Source organism: Kribbella rubisoli (assembly GCF_004217145.1).
Taxonomy (GTDB): Bacteria; Actinomycetota; Actinomycetes; order Propionibacteriales; family Kribbellaceae; genus Kribbella; species Kribbella rubisoli.
The window spans coordinates 1,515,082-1,536,376 of the sequence record NZ_SHKR01000011.1 but is presented as its reverse complement, the minus strand read 5'-3'; the positions used below and the strand labels follow the sequence as shown (position 1 = coordinate 1,536,376).

Sequence of the window (21,295 nt, the reverse complement as noted above, 5' to 3'; positions counted from 1 at the left end):
TCCGGGGGCTACCCGGGTTCGGCGACGAACCCGGCGTGGGGGCGCCCCCAGAGTACGTTCCCGATTGCGGGTCTGTTGATCCCCCTGTCCACCCTGTGGCAGGGAACACAGCCGTCAGGCGAGACCCGCGGCCATCAATGCGGAGGGCAGATCCGGGGCCGCGAAGGTACGCAGGCCGTACTTCTTCTGGATGTCCATCGGCTTGAGGTCCTTGCTCCGGTTCGGGATATCGGCCGGGACGATCGCCTTGGTGAATCCGAGCCGGGCCGCCTCCGCAAGCCGCTTCTCCAGACCGCCGACCCGCCGGACCTCGCCGGCCAGGCCGACCTCGCCGATCGCGATCAGCCCGGGGTGGATCGGCTTGTCCATCACCGAGGACGCGACCGCGATCGCGACGGACAGGTCCGCGACCGGTTCGGTGATCTTCACGCCGCCGACGGTCGCGACGTACACCTCTTTGTCGGTCAGCTTGAGCCCGGCTCGATTCCCGAGGACGGCGAGGACCATCGCGACGCGCGACGACTCCAACCCGGACGTGGTCCGGCGCGGTTGTGGTGCCGCGGACGGCCCGACCAGCGCCTGTACTTCGGCCAGCAGCGGGCGGCGGCCCTCCATCATCACCGTCACGCACGTCCCGGCGACGGGCTCGGCGTGCTCGGACACGAACAGGCCGGTCGGGTCGGTGACCTCGACGATCCCGGTGTCGACCATGTCGAAGCAGCCGACCTCGTCCGACGGACCGAACCGGTTCTTGGTCGCGCGAACCATCCGGAATCCCGAATGCCGGTCGCCGTCGAACGCGAGCACGACGTCGACGAGGTGCTCGAGCATTCGCGGACCGGCGATCGCGCCGTCCTTGGTCACGTGGCCGACCAGGACGACCGCGATGTGCCGCTCCTTCGCGAGCCGGACCAACGCGCCGGTCACCTCGCGAACCTGTGTCACGCCACCCGGTGCGCCGTCGACCTCGGGATGGGCCATCGTCTGCACCGAGTCGATCACCAGGAACGACGGCTCGACCGCGTCGATCTGCCCGACCACTGCGGACAGGTCGGTCTCCGCGGCAAGAAACAGTTCGTCGACGAGAGCGTCCGTCCGGCCGGCGCGCAGCCGCACCTGAGCAGCCGACTCTTCGCCGGAAACGTACAGAGTGCGCTGGCCGCCGCGTGCCGATTGCGCCGCGACCTCCAGCAGCAGGGTGGACTTGCCGACACCCGGCTCACCAGCCAGCAGGATCACCGCGCCCGGCACGACGCCGCCGCCGAGCACGCGGTCGAGCTCGCCGATGCCGGTCGGTCGCGACTCGGCCTCGATCGCGGACACCTTGGCGATCGGCATCGCGGGCGATGACACCGGACCCGCCGTGATCCGCGCGGCCTTCGGCGCACCGACCTCGGCGACCGTGCCCCAGGCCTGGCACTCGCCACACCGCCCGATCCAGCGCGCCGAGGTCCACCCACACTCCGAGCACGCGTACGCGGGCTTCCCCTTCGCCTGTGTCGCTGCCTTCGCCATGGCACCAACCTAGACGGAGCGTCCGACAAATCCCCTCAACGACCGGAGGACCCGCTTCAGCCAGCCGACCGTACGGCGCGGCGCATCGTCGGCGACGACCGGCAGCTGCGCGGTCTGTCGTGCAGCTTCGAGGTACTTCGTCAGGATCTGGCTCTCCGACGTTCGGAGCATCGCGCTTTGTTCGAGCAGCTCGAGTCCGGCGCTGAGGCGACCGGCGGTGACCTCCGCGGAGCCGAGGTGTTGCAGGCAGCGGGCGTGGCCTTCGCGTTCGTCGACCTCGGCGTACAGGTGGGCGGCGTGATCCCAGCGACTGACGGCCTCGTGCTTGTTGTCTTGCATCCACGCGGCCACGCCCATGAGCTCGAGTGCATGGGCTTGGCCGCTCAGATCGCCTGCGGCTGTTGCTCGAGCGACGGCGGGTCGCAGATGGTCCAGCGCACCCTCGGCGTCCTGCTGGTACAGGTGTACGACGGCGAGGTTGACGGCGATCGCCACGTCGGCCGCGAGGTCCGGACCGGGCCGCTTGAGCCGTGCCTCGTCCAGCCGCTCGCGTGCGTTCAGAACTGCTTCGTCGCGGTCGTTCCCGGCCGGTGAGCGGTCCGCGCGGGCAAGGGATAGCAGCGCCCGTTCGACCTGCCGTCGCGTGGTCATCGCGGCCGCGGTCCGGGTGTGGGTCGCGATGTTGTCGGATATGCCCAGCCGGGTGGTGGCCGTGTCCAGGTCGCCCAGCATCCGGTACGCCGTTGCCGCGCGCGCCGCAGCGAGCTCGGCCAGATCACGGCGACCGCATACCTCGGCTGCGGCACTCAACAGGTCGCTGAGCTGGAGCAGCGCATCCGGATCAGCACGTCGTACGTACCAGGCCTCGAGCGCGTCGCAGATGCGGGCGAAGTCGTCGATGGTGTCGACGTGCGGCTTCTCGGCCATCAGCAGTTCTCGGAGCCACTCCTCGTGCAAGGCGTACCACTCGGCGGCTGCCATACCGCCGGCGTGGGACCCGAGCGCGATCATCCACTGCTCGGCCTCCTCGGCGGTCGCGTGCAGTTCAGGAGCGCTGTCGCCGCTGTGCTGCCAGGAGCGCCGGATCGCCGGGCCGTACTGGATGATCGTGATCGCTCCGAGCAGCACGGTCACTCCGAGGCCGATCAACTGCACCCAGCCGCCGCTGTCGAGGCTCTGGTTGAGCATCTCCGACGCGAGCCCGGTGAGCAGCGCGGACGCCACAGTGCCGATGACGAAGCGGAATCCGCGCGTCTGGTACGGCGACTCCGGTTTCTCCGGCGCCTTCTCTTCCTCCTCGCTCATGGCCGGCTGCCTGTCGTCAGCCCGCGCACCACGGTCCGCCAGAACGAGAGCATCAGGACCGCAGGCACGATCGACGCGACGACGGCCGCAGCGGCGACCGGTCCGCTCGAGGCGGAGAACTGTCGCGCCTCACCCCAGAGCACGAGCGACAATGGCGTCGTACCGGGCCCGCTGATCAGGAATCCGACGATGAAGTCGTTCCACACCAGTGCGAACTCGAGCACCGCCACAGCGATCAGCGCGGGACGGTACGTCCGCTGCACAGTAGCCAGTACGGCGCTCTGCCGCACCGGGCCTTGCAGCGCCTCAGACACCAACGCAGGTGGGGCGGACGCGAAGGCGGACCGCAGCAGCAGCACAGCAAACGGGAGGCCCGCTGCCGCATGTACTAAGGCCAGCGCGATCCGGGAGCCGGCCAGTCCGGCTGCGTCGATCGCGTCGCGCAGCGGAGCGGCGTACATCTGCACAGGCGTCACCGCGAGTACGACGAACACTGCCATCACGGTCCGGCCGACGTGCACGGGTAGACCGCCCCACGCGACCAAATAGGCCGTCGGTACGGCGATCACGAGCAGCACAGCGGTGGCAGCGCTCGCGATGATCAGTGTGGACAGCAAGGCCCGGAACAACCCGACATTCGCCGCTGCAGCGAAGGACGAGAACCCGAGTCCTGACGCAGACCACCAGCCACGCACACCGGCTTCCGCAGGGGAGTGCAAAGCGGTGATGACGAGTACGACGGCCGGGAAGATCCACACCAGCGCTACTGCGAGCCCGATGAGCCAGCCGAACCGCCGTACGGAACGTCGAGGCTTCGGTCGCCCCAGTGACGGATCCGGCCGTACGACGGTCACCGGCATCGCCCATCGCCGCCGACGCAAGCCCCGTACGCCGATCAGCGCCACCGCAGCGACGATCGCGAACAGTACGACGCCGAGCGCCGCCGTACGTCCGGTGTCGTCACCACTGGTTGTCTCTCGCCACCAGTTCAGTCCGAGTACGTCGGCGGACCGCTGCATCGACCCTGGCACGACGATCAAGATGAGATCGAAGACCCGCACCGCAGCGATCACCACTGTCAGCGTGACCACTCCGGCGATCGGCCGTAGCAACGGGATCTCCAACGCGCGTAGGCGCCGCCAGCCCCGAACGCCTTCTGCAGTGAGGGTTCTGGTCACATCGTCGGGTATTGCGTCCAGACCAGCGCGGAAGAGCGACACGACGTACCCCAGCCAGGTCCAGCCGAACGCGGACACCAGCACGAGCCAGAACAGACCAGGCCCGAGCCACACCGGACTTGACCCGAACAGTCGTGTCCAGACCGCCGTGACTGTCCCACGCTCCGGCGTCGGGTCGAAGAGCAGCCGGAACGTCGCACCGGACACCAGCACCGACACCGCGAACGGAATGACCAGTGCAGGCTGCAGGAACGTCGTCACCGCGGGCAGCCGATAACTCAACAGGGCAAGGAAGAACCCGACCACGACGATCCCGAACGCAACCAGCACCCAGAGCAGACTGTTGCCGACGGCACGCAATGCGCCCTGGTCGGTCATCACCGCGAAGTTGCCGAGCCCGAACCCGCCCGGCGTCCGGAACGCCGCTACCACGGTCACTCCGATCGGCACCAGCAGCAGACAGCTGAGCAGCAGCGCCGGCAACCCCAGCAGGTACGGTCCGGCCGGCCGACGCGGTTTGCCGGGCACCGGGCGACCGGTGATCTCACGGCCGACGATCTCGAGGGACAAGCCGTTGGTGTGCAGCCCCATCAGCTCTCCTCCACCTTGCGCATCTGGTCGATCGCGTCGTCCACAGCCCCTGGTACGACGGCGGCGCCGCGACCGCCGACCTGGATCAGGAAGTCGGTCAGCACACGCCACAGCCCGTTGATGTCACCGAGCCGGCCGAGCTGGTCGGACAGGTCGAACTGGAGCTGCTCACCGGGCTTGGTCAGCTGCACGGCAAGTCGAGTGAGCTCAGGCGTGTACCCAGAGACCCGTCCGTCGACCAGGAACCCGCCCTCCTTGATCCACGGGTCAGCAGCCGTCGGCTTGGACAGGCGGCGTACGAGATCGAGGGCGTCGTCCCTGGTCGGCTTCGGTAGCACCATCACGTCGCCACCGACCACCACAGGTGCGGCAGCTCCCGGACCCATCGGCGGGAACGTGAAGAGACCGATGTCATCGGGGTCTGCGGCAAACGAGCGGACAACCGGCTCGGCGAAGTCGGATGCCAGCACCATGGCCGCTCTACGATGGCCGAACACCTCGATCAGCGCATCCGGGAACTGCTGGACGAGCGACTCCTTCACTCCGCCCGCCAGCACTCCAGGCGCCGACCACATGGTCCCCAGCAACCGCAGTGCCGCACCGAACTGCGGCTGCTGCGACGGACGTGGATCGGTTGCCGCTGCGAGTCCGACATAGACGCTGGGCGCTATACCGAGCAGCACGTTCTCCAGGAAGTCGGTGAGCACCCAGCCGTCACCTGCCGCCAGCGACAACGGTGTGATGCCCGCTTGCGTCAGCGTCCGGTTCAGCGTCAGCCACTCCGACCACAGCCGAGGCGGTTGTACGCCGGCCTGCTCGAACACCGACGGCCGATACCAAACCGCTGACTTGTGCGCAGTCTTGAACGGCACGCCGTACGTCGTCCCGTTGTGCGTCAGGAGCTCGTTCCACAAACGAGCCTGCCCGAGCGGAGCCAGGTCGTCGGGCATCGGCTCCAAGTCGCTGAGATGACGTGGGACCAGTCCGGGCTGCGGGAGCATGACGATGTCCGGGCGTCGCGTGGAGCGAGCGCCGAACGCGGTGGAGATGTCGTCGCCGAGCGGCACGACTTCGACCGGGTAGTCGAGCGTTCCCAGACCGTCGAGGACCTTGTGGAACGCGCGCAGTTCCTGCCCACTCCAGCTGACGGCCACCCGGACGGCACGCCGCAGTCCCAGCACGTCACTCGAACACCCGGTGAGCAGAAGCGCTCCGGCGGCGCCGAGGAACGCTCTGCGGCTACTCGGCATCGTCAAACCCTGTGATGCGTGTCGTGCTGGTGGTGATGAGCAGCAGTGCGACCGAGGCGAGGTCAGGGTTGGGACGGATCGACAGAAGCGATCCCCAGGTAGGCAGGCCCGTCGCGTCCTCGAGCACGATCGCTCGCGGGTACGCGCCGAGTGCGCGAGCCACTCCGGCCAGCCGACGGCGACCTGGGGTGATCTCGTGCGGGTAGCGGTCCTGGACGTCCTCGAGACCACAGCCGATGACCTTGACCAGGCTCTCGTCCCGGGCAGCCTGTGTGGTGACCTGATGCGTCGTCCGGTGGCCGTGCATCACGTTGCCGAGGACTGTCAGGTGGGGGAGCAGTCCGCCTTCAGCCGGCACCAGCCGGACCGGACCGCCCTTCAGTACGACCGCACCGGGCGGTGGGTCATCCAGTCCGGTCAGTACGTCGGCGAGCCGGCGACGGTCGGCGGCCTGCGGTACGACGACCGCGCGCTGCTCACCTACGTCGATCCGGAGCCGCTCCGGCAGCCCCGGTACGCGTTCGAGCAGCAGACCATCCATCTCGTTAACCCTATGAGTACTGAAGGTCGGTCCGCAGACCACAGAGAGTGTCGGCTAGAAGCTCTTGCTCCACAGGTTGACGGCGTAGTCGACCTCGGCGCCGACGTGCGAGGCGATGATCCGCTGCGCGTCCTTCGGCGTGAACTCGATCTTCACCACCGCCTCGAAGTCCGCCCGGCTCTCGAACCGCCAGCCCATGTCGAGCGCCGTCCGGTGCCAGCCGCGGTCGGTCCAGAACCGCTCCACCTCGGCCGGCTTGATCATCGGGTACGACGTACTGAACCAGCCGCCGAACGTCGACCGGCTGCCGTCGTTGTCGATCACGAACGCGGTCCCGCCGTGGCGCATCACCCGGTCCAGCTCGGCCAGCCCGGGTTCACAGCCCGGTCCGAAGAAGTAGGCCCAGCGCGCATGCATCACGTCGATCGACGAGTCCGGCACCGGCAGGCGCTGCGCCGTACCCTGCCGTACTTCGACGTTCGGCAACGCCTGCGTACGTCGACGGGCGGCGTCGGCCAGTGCGCCGTGCGGCTCCACGCCGATCACTCGCCCGGCGGTCGCGGCGAACTTCGGCAGGTGGAAGCCGGTACCGCAGCCGATGTCGAGCACCGTCGCGCCGGCCCAGTCCCGGATCGCCCGCATCGCCGGCTCGATCACGCCGTCCGGGTCCACTGCCCGGTTCTCGATCTCGTACACCTTCGGGTGGTGCCAGATGTTGGGACTCGGGATCCCACCCTCCGCGATACTCACGACGTTTGAGCCTAATGCAGTTGAGTCGGCCCTCCGGCACTGCGATGCTGCGATCCGTGCAGATGACCGAGTACGCCGGCCCTGACGGCCTCAGCGACATGCAGGAGCTCGTCCAGCGGACCTGGAGTCCGGTGTCCCGGCTGCACCTCGGGGACGTCGCCTGGGAGCGCAGCGTGAACGCTCGCCGCTCGTCTGCGAATTGGCGTACGGCGGTCTGGCGTGACGGCGACGACGTGGTGGCTTGGGGGTGGCTGGCGCAGCCGGGTCATCTCCTGATGACCGTGGACCCGGGTCGGCCGGAGCTCGCAGCTACGGTCGTCGAGTGGTTCCAGGCCACAGCAGACGGTCCGCAGTTGGCCGCCGGTGTGCTGGAGACCGAGAGGCACTTGCTGGCCGCACTGGAGTCGGCCGGCTTCCAGCTTGTCGACGATGCGCCGTACTACACCCACCACTGGATCTCGCTGGACGCACTGGCCGAACCTGTCGTGCCCGAGGGGCTGACACTGCGGCACGTACAGCAGGACGAGGTGGCGAAGCGGGCTGCTGCGCACCGGGCGGCCTGGTCCGACCTGGCACCGTCGAAGGTGACCGACGACGACATGGCCGAGGTGATGTCGACCTGGCCCTACCGACCGGAGCTGGATTGGGTGGTGGAGAACGAGGCCGGGGACTTCGTCGCCTCGGCGTTGATCTGGCTGGATGAGCAACACCAGGTCGGGTTGGTTGAGCCCGTCGGGTGCGCTCCGGAGTACCGGCGGCGTGGACTCGGCGCGGCGGTCAACCTGGCCGCACTGCATGCGCTGCGAGAAGCAGGTGGGACCAAGGCGGTCGTCTGTCCTCGAGGTGATGACGGATACCCGCAAGCGCGGGCGCTGTACCAGAGCTTCGGCTTTCGGCCGGGTTCACGCACGCTGCATCTGCTGCTTGGTTAGTGCAGCAGTCAGGCCGGCCGGGATCAGGAGCAGCCCGCAGAAGACCGCCAGCCAGTGGAAGCCGAGGTAGGCGAGGACCGGGCCGGCAGCCGTGCCCGAAAGGGAAGCCAGCACGCCCATGGTCAGGTCGGACAGGCCCTGAGCCGACGTGCGAATGCCGTCCGGGACGGACCGGGACAGCAGAGTCGACCCGGCGACCAGACAGGCGGACCAGCCCAGGCCCAGCGTGAACAGGGCGAGTCCGGTCAGAGCATGCGCGTCATCCGGCGCGACAGCGGCAAGCGTCATCGCGATCGCGAGGATGCCGAGGCCGATGCCGATCGTGGGGATGCGGCCGAGCCGGTCGGCCAGCCAGCCGGTCACCGGGGACAGCGCGTACATGCCGGCGACGTGTCCGCTGATGACGAAGCCGACGATGGTCAGGGAAGCGCCGTGGTGTCGCAGGTGAACCGACGTCATCGACATGACCCCGACCATCACCGCGTGTGCAGTCGCGATGGCCAGCAACCCCAGGCGTGCATGGGGAATCGCGATCACCTGCCGGAACGTCGCGGCCAGCGGCTGGCGCTCCACCCTGGTCGGTCGCACCTGGCTCCGCATGCCCACCCAGACGGTGGCTGCACTGAGTCCGAAGGCGACGACCGAGAAGGTGTACGGCCCGGCCAGCGCCAGGATGCCGAGCGACGATCCGACCGAACCGCCCACGCCGGTCAGGTTCGGTCCGACGATCACGCCGATCGTGGTGGCCCAGACGACCAGTCCGAGCGAGCGGGCGACGCGGCTGGGTTCGGCGGCGTCGGTGGCGGCGTACCGCGACTGGAGATTGGAGGCCGAGCCGCTGCCGAAGAGGCAGCCGGCTGCGAGCAGCAGGGTGAGCGAGCCGAGCTGTGCAGCGACGATCGTCAGAGCGGCTCCGACGAACGCGATCAGGTAGCCGAGGCTCAGTGAGACCCGTCGACCATGGGAGCGGGCAAGGCCTGCCAGAGGTACGGCGAGAGCGGCGGCGCCCAGCGTGGTCGAGGTGGCGACCAGGCCGGCCAGGGACGTCGAGCCGGAGACGTTCTCGGCGAGGAGGGCGGCCACCGCGAAGCCGCTGGCGGTCGCGACTCCGCCGAGTGCGTTGCTGGCGACCAGCACGCGTAGGGTCGTCCGCTGCTGCTCGCTGGTCACGGGCAAACCCTCTCATGGAACCTGACGGGGAAGCTGATTATAGGATGGTCCCGACATAATTCGAGGCACGTTCTTGTGTGCTCAGCTTTGGAGTCCGGATGTCCGATATTGCGATCGTCCCTGCCCCGCGAGAACTCGCCGTCGACGAGGGCCGGTGGATCACCGCCGATCCGCTCGGGGAGGCCGTCCGGGACGTGGTCGAGAACCTCGAACCGAACGAATACCGCATCGACGTCAGCCTCGACGGCGCCCGCCTGACGGCCGGCTCCGAGGACGCGCTCCGGCACGCGGAGACGACGTACGCGCAGCTGATCGAGGCGGCCGAGCCGACCGACGAGTTCGGCAAGGTCGCGGTCCCGCTGGCGCGGATCGCCGACGCGCCGCGGTTCGCCTGGCGCGGGATGATGCTCGACGTCGCGCGGCATTTCATGCCGAAGGAGTTCGTCCTCAAGGTCATCGACGTACTCGCCCTGCACCGCCTGAACGTGCTGCATTTCCACCTCACCGACGACCAGGGCTGGCGGGTCGAGATCGAGGCGTACCCGAAGCTCACCGAGATCGGCGCGTGGCGGGCCGAGACGATGGTCGGCAAGATGACCCGCGGCCAGAAGGAGTTCGAGTACGACGGTGAGCGGCACGGCGGGTTCTACACCAAGGACGACCTCCGAGAGATCGTCGCGTACGCCGCCGAGCGCGGGATCACCGTCGTACCGGAGATCGACCTGCCGGGGCACATGCAGGCCGCGATCACGGCGTACCCGGAGCTGGGGAACCACCCGGACCAGCAGTTGACGGTCCGCCAGTACTGGGGCATCAGCGAGGACGTGCTGAACGTCAACGACGCGACGGTCGAGTTCGTGAAGACCGTGCTGCGTGAGGTGCTGGACATCTTCCCCTCGCCGTACATCCACCTCGGCGGTGACGAGTGCCCGTCGGTGCAGTGGGGCGAGTCCGAGGCGGCGCAGAAGCGGCAGGCCGAGCTGGGGCTGGACGAGCCCGGGCAGCTGCAGGGCTGGTTCACCGCGCAGGTCGCGGAGGTGCTGGCCGAGCGGGACCGACGGCTGGTCGGCTGGGACGAGATGGTCGACACCGACTGCCCGGACGACGCGGTGATCATGGCGTGGCGGAGCGCCGAGCGCGGCGAGATCTCGGTGAAGGCCGGTCACGAGACGGTGATGGCGCCGTGCGAGTCGGTGTACTTCGACTACTACCAGGGCGACCCGGCCACCGAACCGCTTGCCATCGGCAACTTCATCCCGCTGGAGAAGGTGTACGACTTCGAGGTGATCCCGGAGTCGCTGACCGACGACGAGAAGGCGCTGATTGTCGGCACGCAGTGCCAGATCTGGACCGAGTACATGCCCAACCCGGAGCAGGTCGGTTACATGCTGCTACCGCGGCTGTCCGCGTTCGCCGAGCGCGCCTGGGGCTCGGAGAAGGTCTCGTACGACGAGTTCCTCGGCCGGCTCCGCCCGCACCTGGCGCGGATCGAGCGGCTCGGCGTGAACTACCGCCCACTCGATAGCTGAGGGGATAACTAAATCTCCGTAATCCCTGTTAGCAGGGGTAGACGACCCGGCCGTCTCTGGCGAACGATGAAGCGTCGGAGGGCCGGGCCGGGCCGGGTCGGGTCGGGGAGCGGAGGACGCATGACGCTATTGAATGCCGCGCCTCCGGCGCGGCGGTCACGGGGCAGTAACTCCCGGCCTTCCCTCGTCGCTCCGGTCGCTTCGCTCCCTCCGCTCCTCAGTCCAGACCGGGAGGCCCCGTGACGAGGGTGGGGCCGCTGGACGCGATGTTCTTGGGTGGCGAGACCCGGGAGCAGCCGATGCATGTCGGTGGGTTGATGCTGTTCGAGCTTCCGGAGGGCGCGGGCCGGGACAATGTGTTCCCGGAGAGCTCGCGGGACTTCGTCTCCCGGCTGTACCAGGACATGGTTGCGGCGCCGTCGGTCAATCCCTTGTTCGAACGGCGGGTGCGGAACCGGCCGCAGGACCTCGGCTACTGGTCCTGGGAGCAGGATCCGGACATCGACCTCGAGTACCACGTCCGGCTGTCCGCGCTACCTCGCCCGGGGCGCTACCGGGAGCTGTTCGAACTCACCAGCCGACTGCACGGAACGCTCCTGGACCGTCACCGCCCGCTATGGGAGATGCATCTGATCGAAGGCGTCGAGGGCCGCCGCTTCGCGATCTACAGCAAGATCCACCACTCGATGATCGACGGCGTCACCGCTCTCCGCTGGATGCAGGACACCCTCACCACCGACCCTTGTAGTACCGGCATGCCACCCACCTACGCGCTGCCGCAGCAGCACGAGCAGGCTGCGAGTGCCGGCTGGCTGCCGTCGCTCGCACGAATGCCGGTCGGCGCGGTCAAGACGTTCGCCGATCTGGCGGGTCTCCCGTTGGCCGGGGTCAAGGGCCTGCTGCAGTCGACGATGCCGTTCCAGGCGCCGAAGACGATCTTCAATCAGGGGGTGACCGGGGCTCGGAGGTTCGCGGCGCAGTCCTGGCCTCTCGAGCGGTTGGAGAAGGTCCGGGCGATCACCGGTGCGACGTTGAACGACGTACTGCTCGCGATGTGTTCAGGGGCCTTGCGCAACTACTTGCTCGAGCTGGATGCCCTTCCGGACAAGGCGTTGACGGCGATGGTCCCGGTTTCCTTGCGGGACCGCGACGGCGCGCCCGGTGGTGGCAACTCGCTCGCCACGTTGATCGCGGACCTCGCCACCGACCTGCCCGATGCCGAGCGCCGGATCCGTCGGATCATGTCCTCGACCGCCCACGGCAAGGGCGTGCTGTCCGAGCTCAGCCCGCTGCAGAACCTGATCGTCGGCGCGCTCGGCTTCGGCGTCGCAGGCCCGGCCGCAGTCCTCCCCGGTGTGGCCGGCCGTACGACGCCGCCGTACAACGTGGTGATCTCGAATGTGCCGGGACCCACCGAGAGCCCGCTGTACTGGAACCGCTCGCGGCTGCTCGGGATGTACCCGGCGAGCATCGTGCTCAACGGCCAGGCGTTGAACATCAGCGTCACCAGCTACGACCACCAGCTCCACTTCGGCCTGATCGGTGACCGCCGCACCGTCCCGCACCTGCAACGCCTGCTCGGCCACCTCGAGACCTCATTGGCAGACCTCGAGAACATCCACTAGGCGGCGAGCAGGGCGTCGATCTGCGACATGGCCTGCTGCATGCCGACGTCCATCTGGATGCCGAGCAGCTGATCCATCTGCTCGCGGGTGTCGAACGAAGCGCGCAGCTCCATCCGGGTGCCGCCGTCTGACGCCGTCAGCTCCAGATGCGCGATGTACGGCGGGAGGGCGTCGTCGATCTCCCCGTCGGCGTTCGCGAACGCGTCGACGAACTCGAGCGACTTCGGCGGATCCACCGCGAGGAACTGCCACAGGCCGTGGAACTTCTCGCCCTCCGGGCCGGTCATGTAGTAGAACACCCGGCCGCCCGGCGTCAGGTCGTGATCGACCATCGTCGCCGGATGCGTCGGAGGCCCCCACCACCGCTCGAGCTTGCGCGGGTCGGCCCACAGCTCCCAGACCTTGTCGGTGGACGCGTCGAAGTCGGCCACCAGGGTCAGGGTCAACGCCTCGAAATCCTTGTCAATGCTGGTCACGCCCATGTGTTCCATCTCCTTCGTCTTCGGCCAACAGGTCGGACATCCGCTCGATCCGTCCGCGCCAGGTCGCCTCGAGCTGGTCCAGCGCCTGCCGGGCCCGCCGTACGGCGTCGATCTCACTGCGCACGAGCTGCTCCCTCCCGCGTCGTTCCTTGCTCACCAGGCCGGCCCGCTCCAGGACCGCGACGTGCTTCTGCACCGCGGCGAAACTCATCGGATACACGTCGGCCAACCGGGACACCGATGCCGCCTCGCCCAGACACCGCCGCACGATGTCGCGCCGCGTCGCATCCGCCAACGCGTGCAGCAACCGATCTGTCAGAACCTCATCTACAACCATTTGGTTGTACGTTAGGCCGGAGAAAACCCCCGGTCAAGAGCGACCGGGGTTTGAGTTAAAGGCGAACGATGCCGTTCGGGGTGTCGAAGAGGGCGGCGTTGAGGCCGGGCTGGCCGTTGGGACCGACCCACGCGACGTCGAGGTCGTTGAGCAGGTGGTCGGCCGGGTGGCCGATCCAGTCGGTGACGCGGCCCGGGTCGCCGGCGATCTCGAGGGCGGTCAGCCTGACGCCCTTGCCGCCGACCGACGGGTGCTCGCCGAGGTCGTCCCAGTGGATGAAGAACGGCAGTTGCGGGTCGGCGATCAGACCCTTCACGCCGATCTGCCGCCAGGTCAGGTTGACCCCGTCGGGCCGGTGCCGGTTGCCCGGAACCGCCTGCCGGCCGAGGCGCTGCTCCATCCGCTCCATGTCGCGGACGGCAACCACCCAGCCCAGCCAGCCGCCGCCGAGCTCCTTGCGGGCGCGCACCGCCTGACCGAACGGAGCCTTGTCGGAGGCCGGGTGGTCCAGCACGTCGACCACCTCGATGTAGCGGTCGTTCTCCAACGGGAGGATGTGGTTCACCGTGCCGAAGCGCGGGTGCACCCCACCGTCGACGAACTCCGCTCCGAGCAGCGTGGACAACCGCTCGACGGTCGCACGGCACCCCTCGGGCCCGCACGCGTACGACAGATGATCCAGACGCATGCCAGCCATTGTTGCGTCCCCCACCCACAACCGTCGTACTGGGTGTGTCGTCAGGCCCTAGGCTCTACGGCATGCGCACTGTCGTCATCGGAGGAACCGGTCATATCGGCACGTACCTGGTCCCGGCGCTGATCCGCCTGGGTCATCAGGTCACGGTGCTCAGCCGCGGCGAACGGACGCCGTACCACTCCGACGGCACTTGGAGGAACGTCACGTTCCTCCAGGCCGATCGGGCCGCGGAAGATGCCGCGGGCACCTTCGGCAGCCGCGTCGCCGGGCTGGACCCCGACATCGTCATCGATCTGATCTGCTTCACCGAGGACAGCGCGCGCCAGCTGGTCGAGGCGCTCGAGGGCAAGGTCCAGCACCTGCTGCACTGCGGCACGATCTGGGTGCACGGCCCGAGCGCCGTCGTCCCGACCCGGGAGGACGCGCCGCGGCGCCCGTTCGGCGACTACGGCATCCAGAAGGCCGCGATCGAGGACTACCTGCTCGCCAAGGCCCGCCGCGACCAGTTCCCGGTCACGATCGTCCACCCCGGTCACATCTGCGGTCCCGGCTGGACGCCGGTCAATCCGGCCGGCAATTTCAATCTCGACGTCTACCAGAGCCTCGCCAAGGGCGCCGCCGTACAGCTTCCGAACCTCGGGCTCGAAACCCTCAACCCCGTGCACGCCGACGACGTGGCCGGTGTCTTCCTCGGCGCGATCGCCAGCCGGGCGACCGCGATCGGTGAGAGCTTCCACGCGGTCGCGACCGATGCCGTCACCCTCCGCGGCTACGCCGAGGCGGTCGCCGAGCGGTTCGGCCAGGACGCGCAGCTCAGCTTCGTGCCGATCGACCGGCTCCGCGAGGAGCTGTCCCAGCAGGACGGCCAGGCGACGTGGGACCACGTCCTGCACAGCCCCAACTGCTCGATGGCGAAAGCCGAACGCCTGCTCGGCTTCCGGCCGCGTTACTCCGCGATCGAGGCCGCGATGGCCGGCATCGACTGGCTTGTCGAGAACGGCAAGGTTACTTAGACGCCGGGTGGGGCAGCAGCGGTCGGGCTGCCTCCAGGTGCTGGCGGCACAGGTCGGCGAGTACGTCGTACGCCTTGTGGCCCATCAGGGTCTGCAGTTCGACCTTGCTCGACTCGAAGACCGCCTCGACGCCGACATGCGCCTCGGTGTTTCCGGTGCAGTACCAGTCGAGGTCGTGCCCGCCCGGGCCCCAGCCGCGCCGGTCGTACTCCGCGATGCCGACCTCGGTGTACGTCGTACCGTCGGGCCGCTCGACCTCGCGGAAGGTCCGCCGGATCGGCAACTGCCAGCAGACGTCGGGCTTGGTCTCGACGAAGTGGATGTCGCGCTTGAGCGCCAGCCCGTGCAGCGCACAGCCCGCGCCGCCTTCGAAACCCGGACGGTTCAGGAAGATGCAGGCGCCGTCCCAGACCCGGGTCTTGCGCTCACCCTCGTCGTCGGTCTCGACCCAGCCGTTGGCCCGGCCCTCCTTACGGAACTGCCAGTCCTCCTTGCCGAGCTCCTTGGCCCACTTCTTCACCCGCTTCTCGTCGTCGGCGTCGGAGAAGTGCGCGCCGAGCGTGCAACAGCCGTCGTTCGGCCGGCCCTTGTAGATCCCCTGGCAGCCACCGCCGAAGATGCAGGTCCAGTTGGACGTCAGCCAGGTCAGGTCGCAGCGGAACACCTGGTCGGAGTCGTCGGGGTCGATGAACTCGACCCAGGCACGGGGGAAATCAAGAGAAACCTCAGGCACTCAGAAAGCGTACGCGCGATCGGTCCCCAACCGTGAACCCCGACTCCCGACCCGCCGTTACTCTGCTCGTCCAGTAGCGTGGGGGAATGCGGCTCGGCGTACTCGACGTGGGATCAAACACCGTCCACCTGCTCGTGGTGGACGCGCATCGCGGTGCCGCGCCGCTTCCGGCGTACTCGCACAAGACCGAGCTGCGGCTGGCCGAGCACCTCGACAAGGACGGCAAGATCGACGAGTCCGGGGCCGACGGGCTGATCGCGTTCACCAAGGAAGCTGTCGTGCTGGCCGAGGACAAGGGCTGCGAGTCGGTGCTCGCGTTCGCCACCTCCGCGCTGCGCGAGGCGCCGAACGGCGAGAAGGTGCTGGACCGCGTCCGGTCCGAGACCGGCGTGGATCTCGAGGTGCTGAGCGGCGACGACGAGGCCCGGCTGACGTTCCTCGCCGTACGGCGTTGGTTCGGCTGGTCCTCCGGCCGGCTGGCGGTGTTCGACATCGGCGGCGGGTCGCTGGAGATCGCGGCCGGATCGGACGAGCAGCCGACCGTGGCGGTCTCGGTCCAGCTCGGCGCCGGCCGGCTGACCCGCGAGGCCCTGACCGCTGACCCGCCGGACAAGGACCAGGTCCGTGAGCTGCGGCGGCGGATCCGGTTGGAGATGGCGGCCGTCGCAGGTCCGGTGCTGCGGGCCGGCAAGCCGCAGCGTTCGGTGGCCACCAGCAAGACGTTCCGCTCACTGGCCCGGCTGGCCGGAGCGGCTCCGTCCGCCGACGGCCCGTACGTGGCCCGCACGCTGAACCGGGACGACCTGAACGACTGGATCCCGAAGCTGACCAAGATGAGCGCCGCGGAGCGCGCAGCGCTGCCGGGAGTATCGGCCGGCCGCTCGTCGCAGCTGGTCGCCGGCGCACTCGTCGCGGACGCCGTGATGGACCTGTTCGACCTGCCTGCGCTCGAGATCTGCCCGTGGGCGCTCCGCGAGGGCGTCATCTTGTCCCGGCTCGACCAGCTGCAACCCCGGTGAACCGATGAACCCCCGCACAACCGCGAAGATCGGTCTGTCCACAGCCTCCGTCTACCCCGAGTCGACCGCGAGCGGCTTCGAGCTCGCCGCCCGGCTCGGGTACGACGGTGTCGAGGTGATGATCGGGATCGATCCGCTGAGCACCCAGATCGACGCGATCAAGCGGCTCATCGACTATCACCAGCTCCCCGTGCTCGCGCTGCATGCGCCGACGCTGCTGATCATGCAGCGGGTCTGGGGGACCGACCCGTGGAGCAAGCTCGAGCGCAGCGCCGAGGCCGCGCAGGAGCTCGGCGCGGACGTGGTCGTCGTACATCCGCCGTTCCGCTGGCAGCGGGACTACGCGCGCGGGTTCGTCGAGGGGATCGCCCGGCTCGAGGCCGAGACCGGCGTGACGCTCGCGGTCGAGAACATGTACCCGTGGCGTGCACCGGGCCGGGACCTGCAGGCGTACGCGCCGAGCTGGGACCCGACCGAGCAGACGTACGCGCACACCACCCTCGACCTGTCGCACGCGTCGACGGCCGAGCAGGACTGCGTCGAGCTCGCCGCGACGATGGGCGAGAGCCTCACCCATGTCCACCTGACCGACGGGACGGGCTCCGCGAAGGACGAGCACCTGGTGCCGGGGCGCGGGACGCAGCGTGCGGCGGACCTGCTGGGCACGTTGGCCAACCAGGACTTCCGCGGGCACATCATCATCGAGATCAACACCCGCCGCGCGATCAGTCGCTCCGAGCGCGAGGTCGACCTGGTCGAGTCGCTCGAGTTCACCCGCAAGCACTTCGTCCGCAGCACCTCCCGCCGTACGTCGTTCGCGGTCACGCCGGAAGGCGAGATCTCGGAGCTGACGCCGTGACCGCTTCCCGACGTACGCCGGGACGCCGCCCCGGCGGACCGGACACCAGGGGAGAGATCCTGCTAGCCGCCCGGGAATCCTTTGCGGACAAGGGATTCGCGGCCACCTCGATCCGCGCGGTCGCGCGGCAGGCCGAGGTCGACGCGGCGTTGGTGCACCACTACTTCGACAGCAAGGAAGAGCTGTTCGTCCAGGCGATGTCGCTGCCGCTCGACCCGCGGCAGGTGGCCGCCCGGATCCTGGACGGCCCGCGCGAGGAGCTCGGCCGGCGGATCGTGACGGTCTTCCTCGGCGTCTGGGAATCCGACGAGGGACAGCAGCGGATGAAGGCTATGCTCCGCAGTGTCGTCACCAGCGACGACGTCGCGCGGTTGATGCGTGAGGGCATGACGAGCATGATCCTGCAGCCGGTGTCGCAGCTCCTCGACGTACCGGATGCCATGCTTCGCGTCAGTCTGATCGCCGGGCACCTGATCGGCATGGCGCTGACCCGCTACGTGGTCGAGCTCGAACCGGTGGCGAGTGCGGACCTGAGCACGCTCGTCGACCGGATGGGTCCCGCGATTCAGTCGTACGTCGACGGCTGATGCAGATCCCGACCGACGCCGAGATCCGCGCGCTGCATCGGGAGTACGCGCCGACCCGGGATGCGTTCGAGGTCGTGTTCGAGCATTGCCGGCTCGTGTGTTCGGTTGCCTCGCAGTTCTTCGCCGGGCTTGCTGTGGACACCGATCTGGTGCGGGCGGGCGCGCTGCTGCATGACATCGGGGTCTATCGGCTCGAGTCGTCCGCCTATGTCCGGCACGGCGTCCTCGGGCATGAACTCCTTGCGTCGTTGGGGTTTCCTGTCGAGATCTGCCGGTTCGCTTCGTGTCACACCGGAGTCGGGATCACGCGGGACGACGTCGTCCGCCAGGCGCTGCCGATCCCGGTCGACGACTACCTGCCGCGGACGCCGGAGGAGGAGCTGGTCCTGTACGCGGACAAGTTCCACAGCAAGCGCAGGCCGCCGGTGTTCGTCTCGGGTGACACCTACGCCACGGAGGTCGCGCGATTCGGTCCGGACAAGGTGGAGCGGTTCGGTGCGTTGCGAGCGCAGTACGGCGAGCCGCAGCTCGGTCCGTTGAGCGCCGCCACGGGGTACGCCGTCATCTGACCACGCTGTTGCCAAGGGTCGATGTGCGCGCTAAATTCATCATATGATGAAAAACGCGGTGAGTTGCCGTGAGGTGGTCGTGGTCCGCGGCGACCGTGAGGTGCTGCACGGGGTCGGGTTCGACCTCCGGGCCGGGACCGTGACCGGGCTGCTGGGGCCGTCCGGCTGCGGCAAGACGACGCTGATCCGCGCGATCGTCGGCCTGCAGGCTCGCGTGACAGGTGATGTGTCCGTTCTCGGGCTGCCCGCGGGCGCGGCCAAGCTGCGTGGCCGGATCGGGTACGTGACCCAGGAGCCGAGTGTGTACGGCGATCTGACCGTCACGGAGAACCTCCGCTTCTTCGCCGCGGTCCTCGGTGTCGCGTCCTCCGACGTGGAGCGGGTGATCGAGGCCGTCGATCTGACGAGTCACGCTCAGGCTCGCGTCGACCGGCTGTCCGGCGGTCAACGCTCTCGCGCATCCCTGGCCGCCGCGCTCCTTGGCAGCCCGGAGCTGCTGGTGCTGGACGAACCAACGGTCGGGCTCGACCCTGTGCTGCGTCGCGATCTCTGGGAGCTGTTCCACAAGCTGGCCGACGACGGCGCGACGCTGCTGGTCTCGAGCCACGTTATGGACGAGGCCTCGCGCTGCGACCGGCTCCTGCTGATGCGCGACGGCGAGCTGCTCGCCGACGACACTCCCGACAACCTGCTCGCCTCTGCCGGTACGTCGGATATCGAGCAGGCGTTCCTCACCCTCATCGACCGGAAGGCAGGTGCGCGATGACTCCGCGGGTGACGTTCGCGGTTGCGGCTCGGGTGCTCGCCCAGTTGCGGCGGGACCACCGGACGGTGGCGATGCTGATCGTGCTGCCGGCGTTGCTGGTCAGTCTGATGTGGTGGATGTTCCATGACTCACCGGGAACGTTCGACCGGATCGGTGGGCCGCTGCTTGCGGTGTTCCCGGCGATCATCATGTTCGTCGTCACGTCGGTCGCGACGCTGCGGGAGCGGTCGAGCGGGACGCTGTCGCGGCTGTTCACGATGCCGATGGCGAAGCTCGATTTCCTGCTCGGGTACGCACTCGCGTTCGCGCTGATCGCCGTCGTACAAGCGCTCGTGGTTGTCTCGATCGCCTTGTATCTCTTGGATCTGAACATCCAGGGAGATGCGTGGCAGTTGGGCGTGGTCGCGGTACTCGACGGCGTACTCGGTGCTGCGTTGGGCTTGTTCGCCAGCGCGTTCGCGGCCACCGAGTTCCAGGCCGTGCAGATGATGCCGGCGGTGATGATCCCGCAGATCCTCCTGTGCGGCCTGCTCGTCCCGCGCGACCAGTTGCCGTCGGTGCTGCGCGCGGTCAGCGACGTACTGCCGTTGTCCTACGCCGTAGACGCCGTCCTCGGAGTTGCCCAAGGCAACGGCCTGACCACCGGCGCCGGCGGCGACGCCCTCGTCGTACTCGCCTTCGTCCTAGCAGCCCTGGGCCTAGGCGCCGCCACCCTAAAACGCCGCACCGCCTGACCCCGCCACCACCCCGCCACCACCCCGGACACCCGGTGGGTTATCCGCTTGTGTTGCCGGTTCTCCCCTGGTTACAAGGCCGGAGAACCGGCAACACGAAGGGATATCCCTCCGAAGCGCCGTGAGCGCGGTGAGCGCGGTGAGCGTGTGGGGCTTGGGTTACTCGCCGAAGAGCCAGTCGGACTTGACCGGTGGGGTGAAGCGGAAGTAGGTGGGGTCGGCGAAGGTGCCGGGGAGTTTGCCGTGGCCGGTGATTGAGGTCTTCAGGCCGTTTGCGTGGCCGAAGGTGTAGATGAAGGCGGACTTGGTGTCCTTGTCGATGCCTGCGACAACTGTTCCGTAGTTGCCGCACTGGCCGGCGACGAGCGTCTCGAAGCCCTGCCAGGTGGCGGCACGGACCTTGGTGACGACCGGCTTCATCGCGTTGTTGACCGGGATGTGGATGGTGTACAGCGCGCCGCCGCGGGTGTTCGCGAGGAACGTGTCGTACGCCGCGGCCTTGCTGATCAGCGTCATCGACTTCACCGACGCGAAACCGGGCGCCGATCCGTACGCCTTCCAGACGCCGGTGTCGCCGACGACCCACCGGAACAGCGTGCCGTCGGACCGCAGCGCGTACTCGTAGGTCCGCGGGTGGGTCGGGTCGTCGTTGAACGTCGACGTCTCGTGGTCGACGAACTTGCTCCACCCGCCGCCGATCCTGGCCAGCTGCGACGACGTCACCTTGCCGCTCTTGTCGAGCTCGATCCAGTGCTGGTACATCGCGTCCCCGAGCACGACACGCCCGTGCCGCGTGCTCCCTGTCGCCGTTGGTTCGTTCACGAACGACGCGCTCATTCGCACCGCGCCATCGGAGTACAGATTAGGTACGACGCTCTTCGTGCCGGCCGACGGCGTCGTGGTCAGCCGCTGGAACGCCTGGTCACCGCCCGCCGTCACCGAACCGAGGTTCAGCCCGCACGCCGCGGTCGTCGTGGACGTGATGGCCGGGCTCGCGGTCGCGGTCGTGGTACCGGCGGCGACCATCCCGGCCGCCGCCGCCACCATTGTCAGGATCGTCTGCAGTTTCCTCATAGCTCCCCCTTCATCGGTCTGCGAAGGGTGAGACCATCC

General features: G+C 68.4%; 22 protein-coding genes. 10 read left to right on the top strand and 12 right to left on the bottom strand.

From position 1 onward, the window contains the following. Positions 1-114: 114 nt before the first annotated feature. Genes radA through EV645_RS10290 form a run of 6 tightly spaced genes read right to left on the bottom strand, consistent with a single transcriptional unit; the run spans position 115 to position 7,130 of the window. Positions 115-1,515, bottom strand: a complete 1,401-nt coding sequence (gene radA / locus EV645_RS10315) for a DNA repair protein RadA (protein WP_130442053.1) — start codon at positions 1,513-1,515, stop codon at positions 115-117. A gap of 9 nt (positions 1,516-1,524) precedes the next feature. Then, entirely contained in the window at positions 1,525-2,820 is a 1,296-nt protein-coding gene (locus EV645_RS10310) for a tetratricopeptide repeat protein (RefSeq protein WP_130442051.1), read from the bottom strand. Then, on the bottom strand, positions 2,817-4,589 hold the full coding sequence (locus tag EV645_RS10305) for an ABC transporter permease subunit (RefSeq protein WP_130442049.1): 1,773 nt from the start codon (positions 4,587-4,589) through the stop codon (positions 2,817-2,819). Before EV645_RS10305 ends, EV645_RS10310 begins: the two co-directional genes overlap by 4 nt. Next, positions 4,589-5,839, bottom strand: a complete 1,251-nt coding sequence (locus EV645_RS10300; protein ID WP_130442047.1) for an ABC transporter substrate-binding protein — start codon at positions 5,837-5,839, stop codon at positions 4,589-4,591. The genes EV645_RS10305 and EV645_RS10300 overlap by 1 nt, the downstream gene beginning before the upstream one ends. After that, complete coding sequence (locus EV645_RS10295; RefSeq protein ID WP_130442045.1) at positions 5,829-6,380, bottom strand: P-loop NTPase family protein; 552 nt, start codon at positions 6,378-6,380, stop codon at positions 5,829-5,831. The genes EV645_RS10300 and EV645_RS10295 overlap by 11 nt, the downstream gene beginning before the upstream one ends. A gap of 54 nt (positions 6,381-6,434) precedes the next feature. Continuing rightward, the gene (locus EV645_RS10290; protein WP_130442043.1) at positions 6,435-7,130 is read right to left on the bottom strand and encodes a class I SAM-dependent methyltransferase; all 696 of its coding nucleotides are present in this window, start codon (positions 7,128-7,130) and stop codon (positions 6,435-6,437) included. Positions 7,131-7,192: 62 nt separating this feature from the next. Here EV645_RS10290 and EV645_RS10285 point away from each other — a divergent pair, with 62 nt between their 5' ends. Continuing rightward, a complete protein-coding gene (locus EV645_RS10285; RefSeq protein WP_242000394.1) occupies positions 7,193-8,062 on the top strand; it encodes a GNAT family N-acetyltransferase in 870 nt (289 codons plus the stop codon). Here EV645_RS10285 and EV645_RS10280 read toward each other — a convergent pair. Continuing rightward, a complete protein-coding gene (locus EV645_RS10280; protein ID WP_242000310.1) occupies positions 8,033-9,232 on the bottom strand; it encodes an MFS transporter in 1,200 nt (399 codons plus the stop codon). The two genes, EV645_RS10285 and EV645_RS10280, sit on opposite strands and share 30 nt — an antisense overlap. 98 nt (positions 9,233-9,330) lie before the next feature. Here EV645_RS10280 and EV645_RS10275 point away from each other — a divergent pair, with 98 nt between their 5' ends. Both EV645_RS10275 and EV645_RS10270 read left to right on the top strand, forming a co-directional pair. Next, complete coding sequence (locus EV645_RS10275) at positions 9,331-10,761, top strand: beta-N-acetylhexosaminidase (RefSeq protein WP_130442037.1); 1,431 nt, start codon at positions 9,331-9,333, stop codon at positions 10,759-10,761. A 239-nt stretch (positions 10,762-11,000) separates the two neighbouring features. Beyond that, positions 11,001-12,386, top strand: a complete 1,386-nt coding sequence (locus tag EV645_RS10270; RefSeq protein ID WP_130442035.1) for a WS/DGAT/MGAT family O-acyltransferase — start codon at positions 11,001-11,003, stop codon at positions 12,384-12,386. Here EV645_RS10270 and EV645_RS10265 read toward each other — a convergent pair. Genes EV645_RS10265 through EV645_RS10255 form a run of 3 tightly spaced genes read right to left on the bottom strand, consistent with a single transcriptional unit; the run spans position 12,383 to position 13,893 of the window. After that, positions 12,383-12,862, bottom strand: a complete 480-nt coding sequence (locus tag EV645_RS10265) for an SRPBCC family protein (protein ID WP_198681536.1) — start codon at positions 12,860-12,862, stop codon at positions 12,383-12,385. The two genes, EV645_RS10270 and EV645_RS10265, sit on opposite strands and share 4 nt — an antisense overlap. Further along, positions 12,849-13,205 (bottom strand): ArsR/SmtB family transcription factor, encoded by a 357-nt coding sequence (locus EV645_RS10260; RefSeq protein WP_130442031.1) that lies wholly within the window; start codon positions 13,203-13,205, stop codon positions 12,849-12,851. Before EV645_RS10260 ends, EV645_RS10265 begins: the two co-directional genes overlap by 14 nt. 55 nt (positions 13,206-13,260) lie before the next feature. Continuing rightward, positions 13,261-13,893, bottom strand: a complete 633-nt coding sequence (locus EV645_RS10255) for a VOC family protein (RefSeq protein ID WP_130442029.1) — start codon at positions 13,891-13,893, stop codon at positions 13,261-13,263. Between the two features lie 71 nt (positions 13,894-13,964). On the opposite strand from EV645_RS10255, the gene EV645_RS10250 reads away from it, so the two are divergent. Next, positions 13,965-14,915, top strand: a complete 951-nt coding sequence (locus tag EV645_RS10250) for an NAD-dependent epimerase/dehydratase family protein (protein ID WP_130442027.1) — start codon at positions 13,965-13,967, stop codon at positions 14,913-14,915. Here EV645_RS10250 and EV645_RS10245 read toward each other — a convergent pair. Next, positions 14,908-15,648 carry a DUF3109 family protein gene (locus EV645_RS10245; RefSeq protein WP_130442025.1) on the bottom strand — a complete coding sequence of 247 codons (741 nt, stop codon included), beginning with the start codon at positions 15,646-15,648 and terminating at the stop codon, positions 14,908-14,910. The genes EV645_RS10250 and EV645_RS10245 overlap by 8 nt on opposite strands. Before the next feature lie 86 nt (positions 15,649-15,734). On the opposite strand from EV645_RS10245, the gene EV645_RS10240 reads away from it, so the two are divergent. From EV645_RS10240 to EV645_RS10215, 6 genes are read left to right on the top strand one after another with little or no spacing between them, the layout of a single operon-like run. Further along, complete coding sequence (locus tag EV645_RS10240; RefSeq protein ID WP_130442023.1) at positions 15,735-16,667, top strand: Ppx/GppA family phosphatase; 933 nt, start codon at positions 15,735-15,737, stop codon at positions 16,665-16,667. Positions 16,668-16,671: 4 nt separating this feature from the next. Beyond that, positions 16,672-17,526: a sugar phosphate isomerase/epimerase family protein gene (locus tag EV645_RS10235; RefSeq protein ID WP_130442021.1), complete on the top strand. Its 855-nt coding sequence runs from the start codon at positions 16,672-16,674 to the stop codon at positions 17,524-17,526. Further along, on the top strand, positions 17,523-18,113 hold the full coding sequence (locus EV645_RS10230; RefSeq protein WP_130442019.1) for a TetR/AcrR family transcriptional regulator: 591 nt from the start codon (positions 17,523-17,525) through the stop codon (positions 18,111-18,113). Before EV645_RS10235 ends, EV645_RS10230 begins: the two co-directional genes overlap by 4 nt. Continuing rightward, entirely contained in the window at positions 18,113-18,682 is a 570-nt protein-coding gene (locus EV645_RS10225; RefSeq protein WP_130442017.1) for an HDIG domain-containing metalloprotein, read from the top strand. The genes EV645_RS10230 and EV645_RS10225 overlap by 1 nt, the downstream gene beginning before the upstream one ends. Positions 18,683-18,725: 43 nt before the next feature. After that, complete coding sequence (locus EV645_RS10220) at positions 18,726-19,448, top strand: ABC transporter ATP-binding protein (RefSeq protein WP_130442015.1); 723 nt, start codon at positions 18,726-18,728, stop codon at positions 19,446-19,448. After that, the gene (locus EV645_RS10215) at positions 19,445-20,182 is read left to right on the top strand and encodes an ABC transporter permease (protein WP_130442013.1); all 738 of its coding nucleotides are present in this window, start codon (positions 19,445-19,447) and stop codon (positions 20,180-20,182) included. Before EV645_RS10220 ends, EV645_RS10215 begins: the two co-directional genes overlap by 4 nt. Before the next feature lie 159 nt (positions 20,183-20,341). Here the strand turns inward: EV645_RS10215 and EV645_RS10210 are convergent, their stop codons facing one another. After that, positions 20,342-21,256 carry a hypothetical protein gene (locus EV645_RS10210; protein ID WP_242000309.1) on the bottom strand — a complete coding sequence of 305 codons (915 nt, stop codon included), beginning with the start codon at positions 21,254-21,256 and terminating at the stop codon, positions 20,342-20,344. Positions 21,257-21,295 lie beyond the last annotated feature (39 nt).

Coding starts and splice junctions, on each gene's coding strand:
- radA (WP_130442053.1), bottom strand. CDS start 1,515: ATGGCGAAGGCAGCGACACAGGCGAAGGGGAAGCCCGCGTACGCGTGC.
- EV645_RS10310 (WP_130442051.1), bottom strand. CDS start 2,820: ATGAGCGAGGAGGAAGAGAAGGCGCCGGAGAAACCGGAGTCGCCGTAC.
- EV645_RS10305 (WP_130442049.1), bottom strand. CDS start 4,589: ATGGGGCTGCACACCAACGGCTTGTCCCTCGAGATCGTCGGCCGTGAG.
- EV645_RS10300 (WP_130442047.1), bottom strand. CDS start 5,839: ATGCCGAGTAGCCGCAGAGCGTTCCTCGGCGCCGCCGGAGCGCTTCTG.
- EV645_RS10295 (WP_130442045.1), bottom strand. CDS start 6,380: ATGGATGGTCTGCTGCTCGAACGCGTACCGGGGCTGCCGGAGCGGCTC.
- EV645_RS10285 (WP_242000394.1), top strand. CDS start 7,193: ATGACCGAGTACGCCGGCCCTGACGGCCTCAGCGACATGCAGGAGCTC.
- EV645_RS10275 (WP_130442037.1), top strand. CDS start 9,331: ATGTCCGATATTGCGATCGTCCCTGCCCCGCGAGAACTCGCCGTCGAC.
- EV645_RS10260 (WP_130442031.1), bottom strand. CDS start 13,205: ATGGTTGTAGATGAGGTTCTGACAGATCGGTTGCTGCACGCGTTGGCG.
- EV645_RS10255 (WP_130442029.1), bottom strand. CDS start 13,893: ATGCGTCTGGATCATCTGTCGTACGCGTGCGGGCCCGAGGGGTGCCGT.
- EV645_RS10250 (WP_130442027.1), top strand. CDS start 13,965: ATGCGCACTGTCGTCATCGGAGGAACCGGTCATATCGGCACGTACCTG.
- EV645_RS10240 (WP_130442023.1), top strand. CDS start 15,735: ATGCGGCTCGGCGTACTCGACGTGGGATCAAACACCGTCCACCTGCTC.
- EV645_RS10235 (WP_130442021.1), top strand. CDS start 16,672: ATGAACCCCCGCACAACCGCGAAGATCGGTCTGTCCACAGCCTCCGTC.
- EV645_RS10225 (WP_130442017.1), top strand. CDS start 18,113: ATGCAGATCCCGACCGACGCCGAGATCCGCGCGCTGCATCGGGAGTAC.
- EV645_RS10220 (WP_130442015.1), top strand. CDS start 18,726: ATGATGAAAAACGCGGTGAGTTGCCGTGAGGTGGTCGTGGTCCGCGGC.
- EV645_RS10215 (WP_130442013.1), top strand. CDS start 19,445: ATGACTCCGCGGGTGACGTTCGCGGTTGCGGCTCGGGTGCTCGCCCAG.
- EV645_RS10210 (WP_242000309.1), bottom strand. CDS start 21,256: ATGAGGAAACTGCAGACGATCCTGACAATGGTGGCGGCGGCGGCCGGG.